The organism is Chryseobacterium arachidis (genome assembly GCF_900129245.1).
In the GTDB taxonomy this organism is placed as follows: Bacteria; Bacteroidota; Bacteroidia; order Flavobacteriales; family Weeksellaceae; genus Chryseobacterium; species Chryseobacterium arachidis.
On the sequence record NZ_FQUT01000001.1, the window covers coordinates 14,517 to 36,126 of the forward strand.

The window sequence follows — 21,610 nt, forward strand, 5'->3', positions numbered from 1 at the left end:
ACAATGAATTTAGAAGTGAAGCTTTTCTTATTTGAAATGATAACTAAAATGTAAATTAATGATTTATATAAATCTTTAAAAATCTACAATTCAACATTCAATAGGAACGGGCTTTAGTCCTTAAAAAAATATACTTCAAACTTGGCTTTATCCAAAACTTGAAATAATTATTTCTTTCTAATCAACCAAAGTCCAAAGAATGTAAGCAATCCATTGATAATCAATAATTCCAGTCCAATTTTAAACTCTCCAAAAAATGTTTCCTGATATTTATCGATAAAAAAAGAGATCACCGGCGCTGCAATACAAACAAAAGGAACTAGGTTATCTTTTACTTTATATTTCGTGAAAATTCCAAAAGCGAATAATCCTAAAAGTGGGCCGTAAGTGAATCCAGCCAGTTTAAGAATTAAACCAATCATGGAGTTGTCATTAATTACTTTAAAAATAATCACCATAATCAGGAAAGAAAGTGCTACAAGCAGGTGAACATTCTTTCTGAACTTTTCTTTTTTTCCGTCATCCCACTGGTTTTTTTCTCTCATCCCGAAAATATCGATGCATAAAGACGAGGTTAAAGCTGTCATCGCTCCATCCGCACTCGGAAATAACGCCGAAATTAAAGCAATAATAAAGATAATGGAGATAAACGGAGGCATGTGATTCAAAGCGATATCAGGGAATAACTGATCTCCGGAGCTTGCTACATTTTGTTCGGCTCCGTAAAGGTGAAGAAGTCCTCCCATGTAAAGGAATAATGAAATTACACCTAATAAAATAAAGCCAAGTGTAACCATATTTTTCTGGGAATCTTTCAGTTTTGTTACCGATAAACTTTTCTGCATCATTTCCTGATCAATTCCGGTCATGGTAATCGTGATGAAGGCTCCCGCTAAAATTTGTTTAATAAAGAAACTTTTATTATTCGGGTCGAAATCAAAGATTTTTGTGTAGCCTTTTTCATTCATTGCAGCAAAACTTTCTCCTACATTTAATCCTAGATGATTCAACATATAAACGGTACAGATAATCAATCCCAACAGCATACACGAAGTCTGTAGAGTGTCTGTCCAGACAATAGTTTTTACACCGCCTTCATACGTGTAAAGAATGATCATTGCAAGAATAATCAATGTGGTGACAATGAACGGGACACCCAAACTATCCAGAATGGAAATCTGTAAAATATTCACCACCAAATACAATCTCGCAGTCGCTCCAACTAATCTCGAAACAATGAAAATCCAGGCTCCCGACTTGTAAGAAAGCTGTCCCATTCTTTGTTGGAGATACCCGTAAATGGATGTCAATTTTAATCGATAATACAAAGGAAGAAGAACGTAAGCCACAACAATATATCCGATGAGGTATCCCAAAGTGATCTGCAGATACGCAAATTTATCGTTCCCAACCGCGCCCGGAACACTCACAAAAGTTACACCCGAAAGCGAAGTTCCGATCATTCCGAAGGCAACAAGCATCCAATTACTTTTACGGTTTCCGATGAAGAAACTTTCATTATCACTCCCTTTTCCTGTACGGTAAGCTACCCAAAGCAGCAAGGCAAAATAGACGATAATGATGGATAATAATATAATTGGAGACATATTTACTCGATTAAAATTTTACAAATATAGTTTTTTTATGGTCTGCTGAAAAAGAAAAAACCTTCCGGATCATAAGCCGAAAGGTTTCAGTATTTTTAATTTAAAAAAAATAATTACTGCGCTTGTGTCTGATTCACCAAAACATCCTGAAGCTCTTCATGTTTCTGGAAGGTAGCCTTTGCAAAAGGACAAAGCGGAATAATCGTTTTCCCATTTTTTCTTGCAAAATCTACGGCAGCCAAAAGCATTTCTTTACCCACACCCTTTCCGTTGTAAGCTTCTTCCACTTCGGTATGGTCGATAATAAATCTTTCATCTCCGGCCCAGGTATAGGTCATTAAACCTGCACGGTTTCCGTCTATGGAAGCTTCAAAATTTCCGTGTTTTTCGTCGTTGTTATGTTTTACGTCAATCATATTATGAAAATTTGGTTAATATTTCGATATCGTTGGTCAGGATTTTATGAATCGGGCATGCATCTGCAATCGTATGAAGCCTCTTCAGTTGTTCATCATCAAGATTTGTGCCTTCAAAGCTGATGTCTCTTTTAAAGATTGCTCTTTTGGTTAAAGGAAAATTTTCCAGCTCTACTTCTACATTTATTTTTTCCACCTCCCATTCTTTTCGGTTGATGTACATTCTGAGGGTGGCTGCTGTACAGCTTGCCAGGGAAGTTGCCAGAATTTCAAACGGGTTGAAGCCTTTATTTTGCCCGCCTTTGTCTACCGGTTCATCGGTGATCAGGGTATTTTCTCCGGCAATAACTTCGGTATAATATTTTTCTTTTCCTAAACTTGCTTTTACAGTAATGGCCATTTTGTTTGAATATTAAGTTGAAATGTAATGATAAAAACCCACTAAATTTTTAGTTTTTAATCTGATTTTTAAAATTTTCAATTTTGTCTTTTAATTCTTTCAGCATTTCCGGATTAATTACGCCGGTTTCCAGATCAAAATTTTCATAAAATTTAGGAAGCGAAAAGGTATCTTTTATATCGGCGCCAAAATTAGGAAAGAATGTTTTTGCCGTATTCATTACATTCCCGCCGCCATATCCTCCCGGTGAGGTAGACATTAAAAGCATCGGCTTACTCTGAAAAACTTTTACATTGATTCTCGATGCCCAGTCGAAAACATTTTTAAAAGCGGCACTGTACGACCTGTTGTGTTCTGCCAATGAGCAGATGATGACGTCACATTCTTCAATGACTTTTAAAAAATGGTGAGCTGCATCCGGAAAACCTTTCTTTTCGCGGTCTACAGAGAAAACAGGCATGTCGAAATCATTTAAATCAATTAAATTAATTTCCTCATTCGGAAAATCTTTTAGAACAAATTTTACCAATTCTCTATTAATAGAGGTGGAAGAAGTACTTCCTGCAAATGCTAATATTTTCATGTAATTATTTCTAAAATTTTAAGGCTTTCTGTTTAAAATTGCCTTTGGAAGCGGAACATATTCATTTTCATCTCCCGGAACTAAAGGAAAAGCATCGTGATTTTGATCATTCCAGTTTACTTTTGCCTCTTCAATTAGTTGTTTATCTGAATTTACAAAATTCCAGAATATGAAACGTTCTTCGTCGAAAGGTTCGCCTCCAAAAAGATAAACAGTTCCGTTTTCACTCATGTCGAATTCACACAATTTCGTGTCTTTTGCAATCATTAATTGTTTTGAACCGTAAGAATTTCCGTCTGTGGAAACTGTTCCGTCTAAAACGTACATCGCAGCTTCTCCATAAAGATCTTTTCCGATGCTGATTTTTTTCGCATCTTTTGTTTTAATTTCAATAAAAAACAATTTGCTGTGAACAGGAACCGGAGATTTTTTTCCAAACGCTTCTCCTGCAATTAATTTGTACTGAATTCCATCTTCTTCCCAAACCGGAATTTCGTCTGCTTCAATATGATGGAAAGTTGGTTCGGATTTTTCCAAATGCTTTGGAAGTCCTACCCAGATTTGGAAACCGTGAAGGTTCTTATCCGAATGTCTTAAATATTCCGGAGTTCTTTCGGAATGAACAACACCTTTTCCGGCAGTCATCCAGTTCACGGCTCCCGGTTTGATTTCCAAAGCACTTCCAATGCTGTCTCTGTGGAAAATGGAACCTTCCAAAAGATACGTTAAAGTCGAAAGCCCGATGTGCGGATGTGGCGGAACATCAAGATTCTGATAATCTTTCAATTCAGAAGGTCCCATGTGATCGATAAATACAAAAGGCCCGACTGCTCTTTTTTCGCGGAAAGGCAATAATCTCCCCACCAAAAAGTTTCCTATATCTGCTGATTTTTCTTCTATGATAAGTCCGATATTTGACATAATATAAAGTGATTTTTCAATTTTTGTTTAAGCTAATGTAATTAAATTTTTCAATGTTCATGGTACTTTAATGAAATTAAAGTTGGTCGTATCCATGAAATCTCTCGTCTACCACACGCTTCCATTCGGGATTTTTTTTAATGAATGCTGCAACGTATGGACAGAAGGGCAGTGCTTTCTTTTTATGTTCTTCGATGTAACGTAAGGTTTTTTCTACAACTGCGGCGGCCGCACCTGTTCCTGAAATCAACAAATCTGTTTCAGTATGATTTAAAGCGATCTGACTTCCCATTTCACGGTAATCAATAAAAGCAGAATGTCCTTTAAATTCTATTTCGAATCTGCTTCCGGTGTTGATTAAGGGGATATTTTCAAATTCTGGTTTCATAATTTTTTTGGATTGTTTTAATTTTTTTTTGTGCGTTGCTGTCATTTAGACGAAGGAGAAATCTATTCAGTTAATAGACTCATCACTGCGCTTTCGCTTCGTTCTGGATGACAGTGTACAATAAAAACACAATCACATAAAATTAAGAAAAAGAATAACTCAAAATATAAGTTTGAATAAAATTAATCCGCCAGATAACCAAAACGTCCTAAATTATAATCCTCAAAAGCCTGCATGATTTCCTCTCTGGAATTCATTACAAAAGGGCCGTGAGGGTAAATGGGTTCATTTAAAGGCATTCCGCTGATGATTAAAACAATAGAATCTTCCGTTGCTTCAACTGTAAAATTTTCTCCTTCGTTTTGAAATAAAACCAAATTGTTGGTCGGTGCTTTTTCTTCTCCGTTTACGATAATACTTCCTTCGATCACCAAAGCTGCCGTATTGAAATTTTCAGGGAAGTTGAAGTCTGCTTTTCCGCCTTTTTTCAGTTTCGCATTCATCATGTGAACCGGACTGAAAGTGAAAGCGGGACCTTTCTGTTGTTGATATTCTCCTGCAATAATTTCTATAAATCCATTTTCACCAAGATCGACTTTTGTCATATCCGAATTTTTGATTGCCTGATATTTCGGACAACTCATTTTATAAACAGACGGAAGATTTACCCAAAGCTGAACCATCTGGAAAATTCCACCGGTTTTAGCCCATTCGGTTTCGTGATATTCTTTGTGGAGAACACCTTTTGCAGCGGTCATCCACTGTACATCACCTTCGCCGATGATTCCTCCACCTCCGGCACTGTCGTGGTGCTGTACTTTACCCTGATACGCAATTGTTACCGTTTCAAAGCCTCTGTGCGGATGAACTCCGACACCACGCGGCTGGTCTGTCCCGTTGAAATGAAATTTTGCATTATAATCGAGCATGATAAACGGATCCATTCTTTTCATATCCAAACCGGCAATTCCCGGAATGAAATTATGAACTCTGAAACCGTCTCCCACAAAATGGGCGGGTTTCGGAGGGATTATTTTTTGTATTTTTTTTGTTGTCATAATATTGTTGGTATTATGAAACAAAGGTAGTTGAGTTGGAAATCACCTGCATTGATCTGTGATAAGAGTTACAGATCCGGCATCGTGAGTTTGTTTCTGGTTCAACTATTAGCCCGGATTGAAACGGCATCCTTTTTGGGTGCGGGCGAAGCGAAGCGGAGCCCGTACCTCAAAAGATATAGTGGAAAGCCGGAAATAGCTCCTTAAATTTTAGAATATCAAAAATGTTTTAGCTGAAAAAATATTCCGGTTTAATCTTCTTTCGATTTCATGTTTTTTCCGTCAGAAATATGCAATCTCCTGAAAACAAGTCCGGAAATAATAGTGAGAACGCCAACTGTAAGGAAGGTATACCGGAATGCATTGTGAATTTCTCCTTCAATGAGATCGGTATTTTCGAATATTTTTAATACAATTAACCCAAATGCGATCCCAAATCCGATAGCAAGCTGCTGATTGACTGATAGCAATGAGTTTCCGCTGCTCGTCTGAAAATTTCTAAGGTCTGCAATGGAAATGGTATTCATCGAGGTAAACTGGATAGAGTTGAAAAAACCTAATACGGCAATAATAGGGATAAACCAATACAGTGAGGTATGGATATCAGGAATTGCCAGCAGACAGATCAGAACGCCGATCACAAAAGTATTTGTCATTAAGGTCTGCCGATAGCCAAACTTGTCTAAAATTTTAATGACGTAAGATTTTCCGAACATGGCAGTAATAGCCATCGGAGCAATAATCCAGCCCGAAGTGACTGCAGACTGTTTGTAAGCAATCTGGATCATAAGGGGCAATAATAAAGGAATAGAGCTGATTCCTAATCTTGTTGCAAGATTTCCTACAATTCCTACACGGAAAGTTCTTACCTGAAACAAACTCAGAGGAAAAATGGGACTGCTGTCGCGTTTCGCATGTCTGTAATAATAATACATAAAAAGAAATCCTAAAATAAAAATTACCAAAACCGGAGTGGTATTTTGCAGATCTCCAAAAAGTTCCAACGAAATGGAAAGCAGGAGGGAAGCAGCTGCAAAGATCAGGAAGCCTTTTAAGTCAAAATCTACTTCACTCGCTTTATAGTTGGGCATGAATCTTAAAGCTAAAATAATTCCTAGGGCACCAATGGGGATATTAATTAAAAAAATCCAGTGCCAGGAAAGATAATCTACCATGTATCCGCCGACCAACGGTCCTAAAACAGGCCCGATCAATGCGGGAATAATGGCAAAGTTCATGGCTTTTAATAATTCGCTTTTGTCAAAAGTTTTAATTAAGGCTAATTTTCCGACGGGTGTCATTAAGCTTCCGCCAACGCCCTGAACGACTCTTGAGATAACAAGATGTGTCAGATTTTGCGAAAATGCACAAAATAAAGAACCCAAGCTGAAAAGTATCAGAGAAAAGATGAAAACTTTTTTTGTTCCGAACCGGTCTGCTAAAAAGCCGCTTGCAGGCATGAAAACAGCTAATGTCAATACATAACTGATGATGGCATTTTGCATATTCAGTGGAGATTCCTGAAGGTCTTTTGCAATAGATGGTAAAGAGGTATTCAGGATGGTGGAATCCAGCATCTGCATGAAAATCGCTGTTGCGAGAATCAGCGGGAGTACTTTTTTGATTGAATTGTTGGGTTGTGAAATTACTTCTGACATTTTATTCTGGCTCTTCTGTATTAATAAATCCACGTCATTTCGAGTAGATTTGAAAAATCGTATCGAGAAATTCAAGAAATAGTTCTCGATATATTTTCTTCATTTCATTACGAAAATTACTCGAACTGACATAATGATATTACTTGGATGATAAAATCCTTATAAAATTAAAAAAGTCCTGCGAAACTTCACAGGACTTTTTGATTTATTTTCTAGGTTTTTCTACTCCTTTCCACTCATCACCGGCTTTTCTATACTGGCTCAATTCGAAATTTTTGAAATCTTTTGTTTTGTATTCTATGTTATCTGTATTTTGCTCAAACGGCATGATATAATAAAAATCTGCATCTGTTCTGTCTGTTTTTGTACCTTTTTTTACAGAAGGAACATATTTGGAGAATTTATAGCTTGGAAGATACTGCTTCACTCTCGCATAAAAAGCTTTGTTATCTTTCTCGTCCGGGATAATATCTACAATGTTGAAATCGTCTTTCGACTTGTCGATCCATAGATAGTAAGTCTTGTCTTCTCCTGTATTTCTATTGTTTGAATTGAATGCAAATAATTCCTTAGGAACCAGTTCCTTAATTTTTTCAGCATCCACTTTTGTATAATATTGTCCTTTTGATGGATCTACATACGTTTCAATATTGTACATTAATACAGCATTGTTGTCCAGATTTTTATTTTTGAAGTACTGATTTAAAGATAATTCAGCAGTTGCTCTTAATTCTTTTCCTCTTTCATCAAGTTTTTTCGTAGGATTCTGAGGGTTTACTTTTTTTACAAATTCATATAAAACCTTTGGTTTTACCTCTTTCAGGTGAGGATACGTTTTCAGCTGTTCGGCTTTTACCAACCAGTAATATTGCTGATAAAAGTCGTCTTTATCTTGATCCTTAACGCTCTTATACACCATCGCCAGTTTCTTGGAGCTAAGATATTTGCCGTATTTCCCCTGTCCAAAAGCAAAAGTCATGGATAATAAAGCAAATAAGATAGTAATGTTTCTTCTCATTTTTTTATAATTGATATTTTCGTTTTCCAAATATAATTATTTATTAGATATTATTTTTGATTAACGGTTAAATTCTGACAATATTATTATCGTTAATTCAAAAGAAAATCCCGTATTGCTACAGGATTAATAAAATTTATGGTGAAGGGTAGAATGTAAGGCTTAAAATTTGTTTTTTTTAATATTAAGAATTCTCAATTTTTAAACATAAAAGATAAAAAAGAAATACCTGTTGTGCATTTTGAATCTTTGTATTTCGAAATTAAGTGAAATGCCTTTGTTTATCTTCGTTCCAAGTAATTAAAATCAATTCTTTCTTTGCATTTAAATTATCACCAGGCGAAACAAAGCTTATTAAAATAAAGCAATTTTTAATAAAAGATAAACAAAGGCATTTCATTCAAACAAGTAAAACAAGAACAGAGGTATTGGGCACTTACTTTCCAAAATGAACAACGGGTAAAGAAATCTTTATTTCATCAATTCCAAAACCTGCTGATTCTCCGACCCAAAAAGCCTTATTCCTCGTAAGAAGTTTCATGCACTTTCACTGCTCTTCCGCTTGGGTCATTCATATTTTTGAAAGCTTCGTCCCATTCCAGGGCAATTGGAGTAGAGCACGCAACTGAAGGTACAGAAGGCACAGTTGCCGCGGCTGTTTCACTTGGGAAATGTTCTTCAAAAATTGTTCGGTATCGGTATTCTTCTTTGTTTTGAGGCGTGTTTATTGGGAATCTGAATTTTGCATTCGCCATCATTTCATTGGTTACCTCTTTTTCAGCCACTGCTTTTAGAGTGTCAATCCAGGAATATCCAACACCGTCGGAAAACTGTTCTTTCTGTCTCCAGACAATAGATTCCGGAAGGATATCTTCAAAGGCTTTTCTTAAAACCCACTTTTCAATTTTTCCTTCAGCTGCACTTACCATTTTATCTTTTGGATTGATCGTCATTGCAATGTCCATAAATTCTTTATCTAAAAAAGGAACACGCCCTTCAATTCCCCAGCTCATCAAAGCTTTGTTGGCTCGCAGGCAGTCATAAAGATGGAGTTTTCCTAATTTTCTCACTGTTTCATCATGGAATTCCTGTGCATTCGGAGCTTTATGGAAATATAAATATCCTCCAAATAATTCATCTGAACCTTCCCCTGAAAGTACCATTTTTATCCCCATCGATTTAATGACTCTTGCCAAAAGGTACATCGGAGTCGAAGCTCTTACTGTCGTTACATCATAAGTTTCCAGATGATAGATCACGTCACGGATGGCATCCAGACCTTCCTGAACTGTGAAATTAACTTCATGGTGAACCGATCCTATATGCTCCGCCGCCTTTTGAGCCGCCGCCAGATCAGGCGAACCTACCAAGCCTACCGCAAAACTGTGCAATCTAGGATACCAGGCTTCCTGAGTATCTCCACTTTCAATTCTCTGTCTTGCAAATTTTGCAGTAATCGCAGAAATTACCGAAGAATCTAAACCGCCGGAAAGCAGAACTCCGTAAGGTACATCGCTCATCAATTGCCTGTGAACGGCATCTTCCAATCCCTTTCTTAAAGCATCGATATCGGTTTCGTTGTCTTTTACCGCATCAAAACTTTCCCAGTCTCTTTTGTACCACTGCTGAAGTTCGCTTCCGTCTTTGCTGTACACAAAATGTCCCGGTAAAAATGTTTCAATTGTTTTACAGACACCTTCCAGTGCTTTTAACTCTGAAGCAACATAATAGTTTCCGTTTTTGTCCCAACCATGATACAGTGGGCAAATTCCCATGTGATCGCGGGCGATGAGATAGACATTGTTTTCTGTATCATATAAAGAGAAGGCAAAAATTCCGTTCAGTTTTTCAACAAAATCTTTTCCGTATTTTCTGTACAAAGCCAAAATGACTTCGCAGTCCGATTGGGTCTGAAATTCATAATCCGGAAATTCTTCTTTTAATTCTCTATGGTTATAAATTTCTCCGTTGACTGCCAAAACCACTTTTCCGTCTTTGGTAAATAAAGGTTGTTTTCCTGAAGTAGGATCTACGATTGCCAGTCTTTCATGAGAAAAAATAACATTGTCATTCTGAAAAACTCCGCTCCAATCCGGACCTCTGTGACGGATTTTTTTAGACATTTCTAAAACCTGAGGTCTTAATATTTCGGTTTTCTGTTTGGCATCAAATAAACATACAATTCCACACATCTTTTATCATTTTAATTTGAAACAAAAGTATGAGGGTGGTTTAAAATTAACAACAAAAATTTTTATTTGGTTTATATTTTTAACTAATTAATTTATTTAAATGTAAAATTTTAATTAAATTTAATAAAAAGTATAATTTTAGTTGATTTTTTTCACCATAGTGTGCTTTCTATTATCTACATACGAAATAAAAATGAAATATTTCTTAATCTATGATAATTTATTTTGTGATTTTTAGCCCTTACTTTGTGGCTCGAAATAATTTTTTTTCATCATTTGTGTTTTTACCTTCTTGCAATTCAGTTTGCGAGAAGGTTTTGTTTTTATTCAACTCCTAATAAAACCCCTGAAACATTCCAAGAACTGAAGCTTGTTCCTTCTGTAGGTCCTTGCGGGATCTTCACCTGAATCGTGTGTTTTCCGGCTTTTAGATCTCCAAGCGGAATAAAATTAGGATTGGTAACCGTTCCCGGACACCAGTTGGACCTGCTGAGATCTGATGATGAAAGCCCGTCTGCGAAATTTCCCGAAGCGGGATTGTACAAACGGTAAGAACCGCAGTCTGATCTCCACGGTACAAAAGAATAGGTCATTTTTCCGTTTAGGAAAATAGAATTGGCTTTAGGAACGAATTCGTCGCCGTTTTCCCAGCCGCCATGACCTGTTGTGATGTATTTTAGCTGAGCATTTTTCAAATCTTTTTTCAAAGTAAATTCCACGAATAATCCTTTGTCATTATTAAACATTGTAGAATAGTCCTGACCGGCCATTTCCATAATGTTTAACGTATTAAATAAAGGAATGATAGTGTTGTTTTTATAAATAGCCTGGTCACTTTTGTGAATGGTGATTTCCAGACTTACTTTATGACCGCCTTTATCGTAGTTCCCGATGAAGGTTCCGATCCATAATTCTTTTTCCGATAAAGAAGGTTTAAGATCTGTAATATCCTGACGATAGGGATTCACGGTCTGCCAGTTTTTATCTTTTAACTGAATATGATTGAATTTGTTAACCCCGAAAGCCGTAAAGAATCTCATCATTTCAATAGCAGGATTGTAATTTTCGGTTGCTGTTACTCCGTAATATTGTTTTCCATTTCCGTTGTCATAGGCGGGAAGTGTTTTTACGCCATTTTCAAGTCCGTTAAAGAAAGACTGTGATTTATCCTGAGGAATGAAGAAAACGGTTCCTGTTCTGTCGTAGGCATCGCCATTTGATTGTTGTTTTACTTCAACAAAAATATTTTCACCTTCCGAAATTTTAGGAAATTTGATTTTTTTCAGGATAATGGTTCCATTGGCAAATCTTTTTACATTTTCATCAGATTTAGAATCGTCAGAAAAATTGATGGTCTCGTTATCAAAAACTTTCAATGTGATGAATCTGCTTTTCCAAAGAAGATCTCTGTAACCTAACTGATCGGTAGAATTGATCGAACCTTTCAGAATGTTATCAATATCGGTTTTCTTCACTTTTTTGATGGAATTTGCGGTAATAAGAGAATTTTTATTTCTTTCTATTTCCAAAACAAAACCTAAATTTTGGCCGATTGTTGAAGGGCCTCCCTGAATTTTCAGATCATTGGTGTACCAAACCTCAATTGTGTTTGAATTAATCTTGGTAACGGCTTTTTTACAGTTGTAGCCTAGGATTTTCTTTGTCTCGTTCGTGAATTCAAAAGTTTGTTTTCCAATAGATTCTTTGTCGGAAGTTGAAATAATTTCGTTGGGTTTCAAAAATGCATAAGAAACTACCGTATTCGAAGGTTTTTCAATTTTTGTTATTTCGTACGGAAAATCGGCTTTTTGTTCTCTGATTTTATTGTTCAAAATAAAATTTTCCTTTTCGTTTGCCCAAACCAAAGTTGGGGACTGATCAGTCAATATTTTCCCATTAGAAGAACTGATGTACTGCACTTCGTAAGTCTGTGCAAAAGACAGAAGATATAGAAATGTAAAGAAACTTAATAAAATTCTTTGATGCATAATTGAAAATGGTTTTTCACAAAGATAAATTTTTAGCTGACAGACTCTCAACTTTGTGAACTTTCACATTAGTTTTTTAAATCATTAGTTGAAATAATGTGGTGAATGTTACGTTCAATAAAAAAATAATAACCTTGAAACAATTTTTAACTCTTTTGATATTTCTGTTACTTTCAGGAATTCTGACTGCTCATAAGCCAAAGTCTAAATCGGAGAAATTTGGTAATGTAAAAACTTTTTTCAAATCAGGATTTAATTTTGGTGATAAAACAAGAGAGTCCCAAGAAATGAAAATTCATATTATTGGAAAGCTTTCCGAAACTGTTGGGAAGAGATTGAATTTTAAAGATACTTTAATGATTGAATATGAGAGAAGCTATAAGGAAAATAAGCTGATCATTTTAGAAAATAATAATACCAATTACAAAGTTTTAGGATTGACGGGAGGAAGTATTATTGAAAGCAACGGGAAAGGTTTGGCTGTAAGAATTATTGATGAAAATATCAATGTAATTGATGTTTTAAAATTAGTGGAATATTCTATATGTAACAGGAAAAAAATAAATAAATTTTTAATTCCTACAGATTATATTTACGATTATAGTAATGAAAACAAAATAACTGTTCCTGCGAATTCCGAAGATTTCATTCAAAAAATTTTAAAAAAGAAATCTGATTTAATCGATGAGATTATTAAAGATGAAATTGAGCTTTTGAATAATGGTTTTAGCCACACTAAAATATCCTGGAAGAATGGAGAGTTTATATTTGGATTTAATAATATTCCACCAAAAAATGGAAATTATTTAAGTCTTAAAACTGAAAAGTATATTGTAAAGGATTTTAAATATTATATTGAAAATTTCTGGAATGATTTCTTTGTTATTTTTCAGGATTCATCCAGTTTTACCTATTTTGATGGATGGGAAAAGAATACTTGTGTGCAAAAAATTGAAGAGAAAGTGAATGGATTTTATCCTTTTATGATGAATAAGGAGAGAATCACAAGTAGTAAAATTTTATTGATTCCGGCGATGGAAGATTTCTTTTATGTTTACGATATCAAGAAAAAACTACTCCAAAAAGTAGAGTAGTTCTTGTAATTTATCTTTAAAATTTCACTTAAGAAATTCTTTCAATCAAAGCCATGTAGAATCCGTCGTAGCCTGTACTTGGCATTACTTTTTCGTCTTTAATCATTTTGAAATTCGGATTGTTCTTAATGAATTCTTCAACCTGCAAATTGTTTTCGGAAGGAAGAATAGAGCATGTTGCATACACCATTTTTCCGCCTACTTTTACCATTTTGGAATAGTCCTGAAGAATTTGTTGCTGCTCAATTTTAATTCTGTCGATAAAGGCTTGGTCGATTTTCCATTTGCTGTCCGGGTTTCTTTTCAAAACTCCCAATCCGGAACAAGGGGCGTCGATCAATAATCGGTCTGCTTTATCATGAAGTCTTTTGATGACTTTATTATCAGCAATCAGACGCGTTTCGATGTTGTGAGCTCCGGCTCTTTTTGCACGACGTTTTAATTCTGCCAACTTCCACTCGAAAATATCCAGAGCAATAATTTGTCCTTTATTTTGCATCAAAGCTGCTAAGTGAAGTGTTTTCCCACCTGCACCTGCACAAGCATCCACAACTCTTTGTCCTTCTTTTACGTCAAGGAAATATCCGATTTTTTGTGAAGAAGCATCCTGAACTTCAAATAATCCTTCTTTGAAGGCAGTCGTAAGGAAAACATTCTTTTTTTCCTCAAGCTGAACCGCATCAGGATAATTTTTAATTGGATAAGAAACTACATTTTCATCCGAAAGGTCAGAAATAAGCTCTTTTGTGGTAGTTCTTAAAGAGTTTGCTCTCAAAACTGTCGGAGCCTGCTCGTTCAATGCCTGCATTTCTCTTTCCCATTTCGGTCCCAATTCTTTTTCCAAAGTTTCAGCAAGCCAATCCGGAATTGAATATTCAATAGCTTTTGTAGGAACGGTTCCTTTTTTTAGTTTTGTAAGAATATCGGCGATTTTTATTCCGTCGAATTCTTCAAATTTTTTATAATTTGTTTTGCTCCAAAGAAGGTAAGCGATGATTAATTTATAGATATTGTTAGGTTTTACCCCTTCGCCCATGTAATATTCTAGGCGTTTTTTCCAACGGATAATATTATAGAAAATCTCAGAGACAACCGCTCTGTCCTGGCTTCCCCATTTTTTGTTTGCCTTTAAAAGTCTTTCGATTACTTTATCAGCGTATTTATTTTTCTCGAAAAATGTTTCCTGTAAAGCATCGTGAATTCCGATTGCCAGGTTTCTGTGTATCAATTCCATAAAATTGGGTTCTGCTATTTTGAATCTGCAAAAATACGAAAAATTTAAACTTTATAGGGTTATAAATTATAAGTTATGTATTATGGATTTCAGCTTATTTGAACGCTATGAACTTATAATTCATAATTTTTAACTCATCACTCAAAAATCCTACCTTTGCAAAAATTAAAAATATGAGTGATACAATACTTTGTCCGAAATGCAGTTCCGAATTTACCTATCCGAGTGATAATATGATGGTGTGTTCCCAATGTTTCCACGAATGGGATCCGGAAGAAGTAAGCGCAGATACAACAAATTCAGGGAAAATTTTAGATTCAAACGGTAACGAATTGAAGGATGGAGATTCTGTAGTCGTTGTTAAGGATCTTCCCGTAAAAGGAGCCCCAAAACCTGTAAAAGCTGGAACAAAAGTTAAAAATATTCGTTTAAGACCAGACAGCGATCATAATATTGACTGTAAAATAGATGGTTTCGGAGCAATGGCTTTGAAGTCTGAGTTTGTGAAAAAGGCATAATCTTTATGCAAAATATTTTGAGGAGCCTTTCGGTATGTACGATAGGATTTTTTCTATCCTGTATTATTTTCCTTACATTCTCAGGTATTAATGGTCAGGGTGGGGCAATATCAGTATTGATGATATTTTTATTGTATATTGTTTTATTAATATATAGTTTGGTAACGGAGAATATTTTACTTTTTCTATACAAAGGCAATGCCGTAAATTCTTTTTGGGTAGCATATTTGATGCTATTTATTTTTATATTGTTTTACTGTTTTTATGAAAAAGGATATATGCAAGCCATATATATTATTTCAGGTGTTGTATTTTTTACATTACAGATTGGAGGATTTTATTACAACCAAAAGAAAGATAGGTCATAAAATAAAAAAAAAGGAAAGAATTGGACAGTGTAATCTTTCAAAAACTGAATTGTCGAATGACTAATTTTCGTTTTGGGAGGCAGAAAGAGAATTAACCAAAAATTTCCTTATGTCGTAGAAATACAAATGTAAGAAAAAGTTTTAAAGGCTATTCTTGTGTTTGTATTTTTTTTATCCACAAATTCACAATAAGTTATGGCTAAAGTGATAGTTACGTGTCTTTTTCAGTAGCTATTCTCGCTTTCACTACTCGCTTTTTCTTGTTTTCGGCGGCTGCTTCGCAGCCGCCGAAAACAAGAAAAGAGCTCAAACATGCCGCTCAATCAGGGCTACGATTTTCGGCTTCGTTAGAAAATCACAACAGAGTATTAATTAAATGACAGCATAACGGTTTTTGTCAGTTTCTCATCAGAATATATGATCATTTCTTTATTTTTTGCTTTCACTTTATTCCAGTAATGATTTCCGGCAAAGCGGCTTTCCAGAACTTCGGCTTCAAAACCGTTTTCGGAGATTTTTATTTCTTTGGGATAGTAAGAAAATTTCGGGAGCTGAAAATCTGAGATTTCAAATTCATTAAAAATATTCACTTCACCAAAAAGTTTGGCAACATAAGAATTATAAGGATTTCTGAACGTTTCTTCCGGACCGTCGTTCTGAATGAGTCTTCCGCTCTGCAAAACAACAATCTGATCCAGCCATGGAATAATGTCCTGAAGTTCATGGGTTGAAATAATAAGAGAAATATTATTCTGCTTCACGTACCGGAACAGTTTTTCCCGCAGTTCTACCTTTCTGGAAAAATCAAGGTTACTGAAAGGCTCATCAAGCACCAATAATTTTGGAAGTACAGAAAGTGCTCTTGCGATGGCAACTCTCTGCTGTTGGCCGCCACTCAGGTATTTTGGCAAAACATTGGCAAACTCTTCTAAGCCTACCACTTCAAGCAGCTCTGCAACGGTTTCCCTTTTCTTGGCTAAGTTGATATTAGAAATAAATTTCCCGACATTTTCTGCAACAGTTGCATAAGGCATCAGATCAAAATTCTGTGCTACAAATTTCATTTGGGCTTCACCGGGAACCAGATTTCCTTTCGGCCCCATCAGTTTTTCTCCGTCAAAAATAATCTCCCCGCTTTCCCAATCCAGAAGTCCGTAAATCAAACTTAATAATGTCGACTTTCCGCACCCGCTTTCTCCTGCCAATGCAATGATTTTTCCTTCTTCAAATGTAAGATTCAGGTTCTGAAACAGCGGTTTTTCCTTGGAATATGAAAAGTAAAGGTTATTTATTTCTAATAGCATATGACAAATGTAATGAATTGAAATGTTATTAGGAAAAGAACGATTTTTTTATTACTTTAGCATAGGTATTAAAAAATAATAAATCATGAAAAAAAAGCTGTTCTCATTAGTGATTCCGGCAGTTTTTGCATCGGCTGTTCTCGTTTCCTGCAACAAGGATAAACCGGTTTCCAGCGAAAGTAATGAAGTGGCGACAACTAAAGACGGAGCTCAGTATATGGTAGATACTCTCAATAGCAGAGTAGAGTGGAAGGGGTATAAAATTTTTAAATCTGAAAATACAAGCCACTTCGGAACTATTAAATTTGAAAGTGGTGACGTTACCGTAAAAGACGGAAAGCTGGAAAGCGGAAAATTCGTTGCGGATATGGCTTCTTTAACATCGGAAGATTTAAAGAATGATACCGAAAATTTACAAAAACTAAACGGACATCTTAAAAGCGGAGATTTCTTCGAAGTGGAAAAATTTCCTACCGCTTCTTTTGAAGTAACGAAGATTACTCCTTCTGCAGAAGGCGATTACAATACGCTTCTGGATGGGAACTTAACGATTAAAGGAATTACAAAACCCATTCAGTTTAAAGCAAATGTTTCCATAAAAGAAGGAACTGTAAGCATTGCCACAGAACCGAAAGATATCATGAGAGAAGAGTTCGGGGTGAAATTTCAGACACCCGCAGCTAATGGAGTGATTAAAGATGAGGTCACGCTTCAGATCAACGTGAAAGCTTTAGAAAAAAAATAATTTTTTTATTTAAGTGAAATAAGTGATTGAAGTCTGCCTACCAAAAGAGGCAGATTTTTTTTAACATTTTTAAGAAAATTATTCAATTGAAAAACCGTATTTTTGCAAAACATTTTGAAAGGGTAAAACAATGATAGAAAAGATAGAAGAATTACTCGTTGAGGTAAACAGCTTTAATGCTACATCTAAGGAGGAGATCGAAAACTTCCGAATCAAGTACAATGGTAAAAAAGGGATTCTGAACGATTTTTTTGAAAAATTCAAAGAAGTTCCAAACGACCAGAAAAAAGATTTCGGGCAGAAAATCAATACTCTGAAGAATGCTGTTAACGTAAAATTGGAGGATTTGAAAAATGCTTCAGCATCTTCTATTATCGTAGAAAAAGAAGATCTTACAAGACCGGCTTTTCCTTTGGATTTAGGTTCAAGACATCCAATTAATCTGGTGAAAAACAGAATCATCGAGATTTTTAAATCTATCGGTTTTGCTGTGGCAGACGGACCGGAAATCGAAGACGACTGGCACAACTTTACCGCATTGAACCTTCCGGAATATCATCCGGCAAGAGATATGCAGGATACTTTCTTCATCGAGCAAAACCCTGATATTTTGTTAAGAACACACACTTCTTCTGTACAGATCCGTTACATGGAAGAAAATCAGCCGCCGATCAGGATTTTATCTCCGGGCAGAGTGTTCAGAAATGAGGCCGTTTCTTCACGTTCTCACTGTATTTTCCACCAGATTGAAGGTTTATACATCGATGAAAATGTAAGCTTCGCAGATTTAAAGCAAACGATTCAGTTCTTTACGACTGAGCTTTTCGGAAAATCTAAAATAAGATTAAGACCTTCTTATTTCCCATTCACAGAGCCAAGTGCTGAAATCGACGTTTATTGGGGACTCAACTCCGAAACAGATTACAGAATCACAAAAGGAACTGGCTGGCTGGAAATTATGGGTTGCGGAATGGTAGATCCTGCAGTTTTAAAGAACGTAAACATCGATTCTGAGAAGTATTCAGGGTATGCTTTCGGAATGGGAATTGAAAGAATTGTAATGCTTCTTTATCAGATGAGTGACATCAGAATGTTCTTCGAAAATGATATCAGAACATTGGAACAGTTTAAAACTTTATAAAAAAATTAAACTTCAATAAATTCAAATCCTGTAAATTCAATTTTACAGGATTTTTTATTAATTTTATCATCTAACCTAACGCAAAATGTCAAAAAAATTATTGAATTTTAAATCAAGGAAAATTGTTCACTATTCATTAATTGCATGTATACTGTTGATACAACTTCTTATTGCCGGATTTTTTTATAATGAATTTATTACAAGAAAAAATCTTGCGTTTATTGAAAATCAGCTGAAAGAGATTCATACATTGGAAAACCTGACAGATAATTCACGGAAAGAACTCTCCACGGCACAAGGGTATCTCCAGAAATATATGGTGAACGAAGAACAGAAGGATTTAGACTCTTATTTTAATGCTCTGAACATGCTTGATAAAAACCTGGTCAGCATCAGTCATTATGAAAATAAATATCCCAAATTAAAAAATATCCTGCCATCCCAAAAGAAAGACTCTTCGGAAGTTAAAAATCTGAAATCTATTATTGATTCTACATATGAATATTCTACGAAATCAAATCTAAAGATAGACAATTCTTTACCTAAGCTTGAAAAATATGATCTGAATTACAATTTTGATAAATTCGATATTGAAACCAAGACCTACTCTGATACGATAAAGAAAAAAGGATTATTCGGACGTTTAGGGGATGCAATTTCAGGAAAAGAAAATGTACGTAAAGAAAGTACCGTAATTACTGTGAAGCAAGGAAAAGTTCCTGCATCTACCGCCATAAAAGCAGAAATGGATAGTATTATTAACGAAGTGAATAATCATTATACCCGCGAGATCAAGAAAATTCAGGTTAAGATTATCAAAAATCAGGCTCAAAATCAAAATAACAGTGGGAAATTCTATACTATTTTTAACGATCTTCTTACTTACAGCAACGGCTTGATGAAGGTTTACGAAATTGCCATTAAAGATTCTAAGCTCGATCTTGAAAAAGAATATAACAAGCAGAATTCTGAAAATAATAAAATACGAACCAATCTTATATTCGGCGCGATGATTCTGATGTTTATTGTATCGATTCTGATTATGTTTCTGACCAGAATTGCATTTGTATACGAAAGAGAACTGAAGGCAGCCAATATCCAGATCAAAGAAAACCTGAATTTTAAAAACAGAATTCTGGGGATGCTGAGCCACGAACTAAGGTCGCCATTGAAAATTATCGGTCTGTTTATCAACAGAATTAATAAAAAAACGGACGATGAAAAGATTAAAGAATATCTGAAATCAATAAGTTTTACGAACGATACTTTACTGATGCAGGCCAACCAGATTCTGGAATACACCAAAAATCAGGCTGTGGAAAATAAACTGATTCCGGTGGTTTTCAACCTTAAAAATGAAATTACTTCGATATTGGCTTCTATTGAACCTTACATAGAAACCAGAAATAATAGGTTTGTTATCCATGAAGATATTGATCCTGAGTTGACTGTATATTCTGACAATAAAAAAATCAATCAGGTTTTTATGAATATTCTGGGAAATGCCAATAAATTTACAGAAAACGGACAAATTACCGTGACTGCAAAGGCTGAAACCATTAATGAAAATATAATTTTACTGACAACGCAGATAAAAGATACCGGAGCAGGAATTTCAAAATCCGATCTGGAAAAAATATTTGAACCTTATTATCAGGGCGTTTTATCAGAAGATGTAGAAAATCTGGGAGCCGGACTCGGACTGAGTTTGTGTAAGGAAATCGTAGAGTTATATTCAGGAAATATATCGGTGGAAAGTGAAGTTGGAAAAGGAACAACGGTAACTTTCTCTGTTAATTTAAATAGAAATAAATGAATTTGTTAGATAAAAAGCCTGTCAGTTTTCTCCTTGCGGACGATCATAGCCTGATCCGGCAGGGAATTGTTTTTCTTTTGGAAGATACAGAGTGGGAGTATGAGGTTTTTCATGCCTCGAATTTGCAGCAGCTTACAGAATCTATCCAGGAAAATTCTATTGATGTAGCGATTATTGATGCACATTTTCCTGACGGGAACAGTCTGTCGGTTCTTCCGGAAATTAAAAAACTGAAACCCGAAATTAAAATTCTGATTTTTACAGGAATTGATGAAGCAACACATTCTTTGAAATTTATCAATGCCGGGGCTGATGGTTTTTTAAGCAAGCTTAATGAAGAAGAAGAAATTATAAAAGCAATTGTGCAGATATTAAATGAAGGTGAATATATTTCTCCACTGACACAGCGTTTACTGATGAATTCGATTAATAATCGTAATCTCATTAATCCTTTAGCTGGTTTAACTGCTCGTGAGTTACAGGTTGCCAAAATGTATGCGGACGGCTACGGAAATCTGGAAATTGCGAATACGCTTGACGTTAAACAAAATACGATAAGCACCCTTAAAAAAAGAATCTTCGAAAAACTGAATATTGATAATATTGTTCAGCTTATTGAAATGATCAAAAATCATTATTAAATTTTTAATTACTGATTTTCAGCTGTTTAAATTTTTGGAGAGAGTTTTGTCGATATAAATCTACGTCAATTCCGACTTACTTCTAAATGATTTATAGTGATTCTATATGGCGATCGTGGTATCTTTGTATCAACAATAAAGGTTATGATAAAAGAAGAAATTATGATGATCGGACATAACTAAAAGATCTTTGGTTCTGAAAACACAAATGATGAAAAGAATCAGAATCAAAGATCTTTACTACCATTAATAAACCTAGGTGTCTTTAAACCTGAAAAGATTTTCAGATACCGTATACAAAATGATGAAAAAAAATTATTTTTGTGCAAAGCACTGGTAAAATCAAGCCTCCTAAATTCGGAGGCTTGATGTTTTTAATTACTGACTAAGAAACAAAACGTAATTAAAAACGAGATTGTATCGAAAAATTTACTATAGTTTTGTAAAAGTTGTTTCTTAAAACGGTTTACATAATTAAAGACAATCATGAATTGAAATCTGTTACATGAAAATAAAAAAT

General features: G+C 35.1%; 19 protein-coding genes. 6 read left to right on the forward strand and 13 right to left on the reverse strand.

The genetic code is table 11. The features are described 5' to 3' along the window. Nucleotides 1-167 precede the first annotated feature (167 nt). From BUA89_RS00075 to BUA89_RS00125, 11 genes are all read right to left on the reverse strand, one after another. Nucleotides 168-1,607 (reverse strand): sodium:solute symporter, encoded by a 1,440-nt coding sequence (locus BUA89_RS00075; protein ID WP_072952594.1) that lies wholly within the window; start codon nucleotides 1,605-1,607, stop codon nucleotides 168-170. A 113-nt stretch (nucleotides 1,608-1,720) separates the two neighbouring features. After that, nucleotides 1,721-2,023, reverse strand: coding sequence for a GNAT family N-acetyltransferase (locus BUA89_RS00080; RefSeq protein ID WP_178362407.1), 303 nt, complete (start codon nucleotides 2,021-2,023; stop codon nucleotides 1,721-1,723). A gap of 1 nt (nucleotide 2,024) precedes the next feature. Beyond that, entirely contained in the window at nucleotides 2,025-2,423 is a 399-nt protein-coding gene (locus tag BUA89_RS00085) for an OsmC family protein (RefSeq protein ID WP_072952595.1), read from the reverse strand. Between the two features lie 49 nt (nucleotides 2,424-2,472). Then, nucleotides 2,473-3,006 carry an NADPH-dependent FMN reductase gene (locus BUA89_RS00090; RefSeq protein WP_072952596.1) on the reverse strand — a complete coding sequence of 178 codons (534 nt, stop codon included), beginning with the start codon at nucleotides 3,004-3,006 and terminating at the stop codon, nucleotides 2,473-2,475. Nucleotides 3,007-3,024: 18 nt separating this feature from the next. Continuing rightward, complete coding sequence (locus BUA89_RS00095) at nucleotides 3,025-3,927, reverse strand: pirin family protein (protein WP_072952597.1); 903 nt, start codon at nucleotides 3,925-3,927, stop codon at nucleotides 3,025-3,027. 76 nt (nucleotides 3,928-4,003) lie between these two features. Further along, nucleotides 4,004-4,315, reverse strand: a complete 312-nt coding sequence (locus BUA89_RS00100) for a GNAT family N-acetyltransferase (RefSeq protein WP_072953255.1) — start codon at nucleotides 4,313-4,315, stop codon at nucleotides 4,004-4,006. A 182-nt stretch (nucleotides 4,316-4,497) separates the two neighbouring features. Beyond that, on the reverse strand, nucleotides 4,498-5,373 hold the full coding sequence (locus BUA89_RS00105; RefSeq protein WP_072952598.1) for a pirin family protein: 876 nt from the start codon (nucleotides 5,371-5,373) through the stop codon (nucleotides 4,498-4,500). A gap of 251 nt (nucleotides 5,374-5,624) precedes the next feature. Further along, nucleotides 5,625-7,031 carry an MFS transporter gene (locus tag BUA89_RS00110; protein WP_072952599.1) on the reverse strand — a complete coding sequence of 469 codons (1,407 nt, stop codon included), beginning with the start codon at nucleotides 7,029-7,031 and terminating at the stop codon, nucleotides 5,625-5,627. A 205-nt stretch (nucleotides 7,032-7,236) separates the two neighbouring features. Then, nucleotides 7,237-8,049 carry a hypothetical protein gene (locus tag BUA89_RS00115; RefSeq protein ID WP_083531555.1) on the reverse strand — a complete coding sequence of 271 codons (813 nt, stop codon included), beginning with the start codon at nucleotides 8,047-8,049 and terminating at the stop codon, nucleotides 7,237-7,239. Nucleotides 8,050-8,567: 518 nt separating this feature from the next. Continuing rightward, the gene (gene asnB, locus BUA89_RS00120) at nucleotides 8,568-10,241 is read right to left on the reverse strand and encodes an asparagine synthase B (protein ID WP_072952601.1); all 1,674 of its coding nucleotides are present in this window, start codon (nucleotides 10,239-10,241) and stop codon (nucleotides 8,568-8,570) included. 323 nt (nucleotides 10,242-10,564) lie between these two features. Continuing rightward, the gene (locus BUA89_RS00125; RefSeq protein WP_083531556.1) at nucleotides 10,565-12,229 is read right to left on the reverse strand and encodes a GLPGLI family protein; all 1,665 of its coding nucleotides are present in this window, start codon (nucleotides 12,227-12,229) and stop codon (nucleotides 10,565-10,567) included. 134 nt (nucleotides 12,230-12,363) lie between these two features. On the opposite strand from BUA89_RS00125, the gene BUA89_RS00130 reads away from it, so the two are divergent. Further along, nucleotides 12,364-13,323, forward strand: coding sequence for a hypothetical protein (locus tag BUA89_RS00130; protein WP_143152230.1), 960 nt, complete (start codon nucleotides 12,364-12,366; stop codon nucleotides 13,321-13,323). A gap of 28 nt (nucleotides 13,324-13,351) precedes the next feature. On the opposite strand, the gene BUA89_RS00135 is transcribed toward BUA89_RS00130, so the two are convergent. Beyond that, a complete protein-coding gene (locus BUA89_RS00135) occupies nucleotides 13,352-14,557 on the reverse strand; it encodes an RsmB/NOP family class I SAM-dependent RNA methyltransferase (protein ID WP_072952603.1) in 1,206 nt (401 codons plus the stop codon). A 173-nt stretch (nucleotides 14,558-14,730) separates the two neighbouring features. On the opposite strand from BUA89_RS00135, the gene BUA89_RS00140 reads away from it, so the two are divergent. After that, nucleotides 14,731-15,075, forward strand: coding sequence for a zinc ribbon domain-containing protein YjdM (locus tag BUA89_RS00140; RefSeq protein WP_072952604.1), 345 nt, complete (start codon nucleotides 14,731-14,733; stop codon nucleotides 15,073-15,075). 736 nt (nucleotides 15,076-15,811) lie between these two features. Here the strand turns inward: BUA89_RS00140 and BUA89_RS00150 are convergent. Next, nucleotides 15,812-16,747, reverse strand: coding sequence for a sulfate/molybdate ABC transporter ATP-binding protein (locus BUA89_RS00150; RefSeq protein ID WP_072952606.1), 936 nt, complete (start codon nucleotides 16,745-16,747; stop codon nucleotides 15,812-15,814). Nucleotides 16,748-16,832: 85 nt separating this feature from the next. Between BUA89_RS00150 and BUA89_RS00155 the strand changes: the two genes are divergently transcribed. The 4 genes from BUA89_RS00155 (at nucleotide 16,833) to BUA89_RS00170 (ending at nucleotide 21,090) form a co-directional block, all read left to right on the forward strand. Continuing rightward, nucleotides 16,833-17,492 carry a YceI family protein gene (locus BUA89_RS00155; RefSeq protein ID WP_072952607.1) on the forward strand — a complete coding sequence of 220 codons (660 nt, stop codon included), beginning with the start codon at nucleotides 16,833-16,835 and terminating at the stop codon, nucleotides 17,490-17,492. A gap of 130 nt (nucleotides 17,493-17,622) precedes the next feature. Next, on the forward strand, nucleotides 17,623-18,633 hold the full coding sequence (gene pheS / locus BUA89_RS00160) for a phenylalanine--tRNA ligase subunit alpha (protein WP_072952608.1): 1,011 nt from the start codon (nucleotides 17,623-17,625) through the stop codon (nucleotides 18,631-18,633). Between the two features lie 85 nt (nucleotides 18,634-18,718). Beyond that, nucleotides 18,719-20,449, forward strand: a complete 1,731-nt coding sequence (locus tag BUA89_RS00165) for a sensor histidine kinase (protein WP_072952609.1) — start codon at nucleotides 18,719-18,721, stop codon at nucleotides 20,447-20,449. After that, a complete protein-coding gene (locus BUA89_RS00170; protein WP_072952610.1) occupies nucleotides 20,446-21,090 on the forward strand; it encodes a response regulator transcription factor in 645 nt (214 codons plus the stop codon). Before BUA89_RS00165 ends, BUA89_RS00170 begins: the two co-directional genes overlap by 4 nt. Nucleotides 21,091-21,610: the final 520 nt, after the last annotated feature.

Bases quoted from the DNA above. Each gene is read 5' to 3' on its own strand.
- BUA89_RS00075 (WP_072952594.1), bottom strand. From the start codon at position 1,607: ATGTCTCCAATTATATTATTATCCATCATTATCGTCTATTTTGCCTTG.
- BUA89_RS00080 (WP_178362407.1), bottom strand. From the start codon at position 2,023: ATGATTGACGTAAAACATAACAACGACGAAAAACACGGAAATTTTGAA.
- BUA89_RS00085 (WP_072952595.1), bottom strand. From the start codon at position 2,423: ATGGCCATTACTGTAAAAGCAAGTTTAGGAAAAGAAAAATATTATACC.
- BUA89_RS00090 (WP_072952596.1), bottom strand. From the start codon at position 3,006: ATGAAAATATTAGCATTTGCAGGAAGTACTTCTTCCACCTCTATTAAT.
- BUA89_RS00095 (WP_072952597.1), bottom strand. From the start codon at position 3,927: ATGTCAAATATCGGACTTATCATAGAAGAAAAATCAGCAGATATAGGA.
- BUA89_RS00100 (WP_072953255.1), bottom strand. From the start codon at position 4,315: ATGAAACCAGAATTTGAAAATATCCCCTTAATCAACACCGGAAGCAGA.
- BUA89_RS00105 (WP_072952598.1), bottom strand. From the start codon at position 5,373: ATGACAACAAAAAAAATACAAAAAATAATCCCTCCGAAACCCGCCCAT.
- BUA89_RS00110 (WP_072952599.1), bottom strand. From the start codon at position 7,031: ATGTCAGAAGTAATTTCACAACCCAACAATTCAATCAAAAAAGTACTC.
- BUA89_RS00115 (WP_083531555.1), bottom strand. From the start codon at position 8,049: ATGAGAAGAAACATTACTATCTTATTTGCTTTATTATCCATGACTTTT.
- asnB (WP_072952601.1), bottom strand. From the start codon at position 10,241: ATGTGTGGAATTGTATGTTTATTTGATGCCAAACAGAAAACCGAAATA.
- BUA89_RS00125 (WP_083531556.1), bottom strand. From the start codon at position 12,229: ATGCATCAAAGAATTTTATTAAGTTTCTTTACATTTCTATATCTTCTG.
- BUA89_RS00135 (WP_072952603.1), bottom strand. From the start codon at position 14,557: ATGGAATTGATACACAGAAACCTGGCAATCGGAATTCACGATGCTTTA.
- BUA89_RS00140 (WP_072952604.1), top strand. From the start codon at position 14,731: ATGAGTGATACAATACTTTGTCCGAAATGCAGTTCCGAATTTACCTAT.
- BUA89_RS00150 (WP_072952606.1), bottom strand. From the start codon at position 16,747: ATGCTATTAGAAATAAATAACCTTTACTTTTCATATTCCAAGGAAAAA.
- BUA89_RS00155 (WP_072952607.1), top strand. From the start codon at position 16,833: ATGAAAAAAAAGCTGTTCTCATTAGTGATTCCGGCAGTTTTTGCATCG.
- pheS (WP_072952608.1), top strand. From the start codon at position 17,623: ATGATAGAAAAGATAGAAGAATTACTCGTTGAGGTAAACAGCTTTAAT.
- BUA89_RS00165 (WP_072952609.1), top strand. From the start codon at position 18,719: ATGTCAAAAAAATTATTGAATTTTAAATCAAGGAAAATTGTTCACTAT.
- BUA89_RS00170 (WP_072952610.1), top strand. From the start codon at position 20,446: ATGAATTTGTTAGATAAAAAGCCTGTCAGTTTTCTCCTTGCGGACGAT.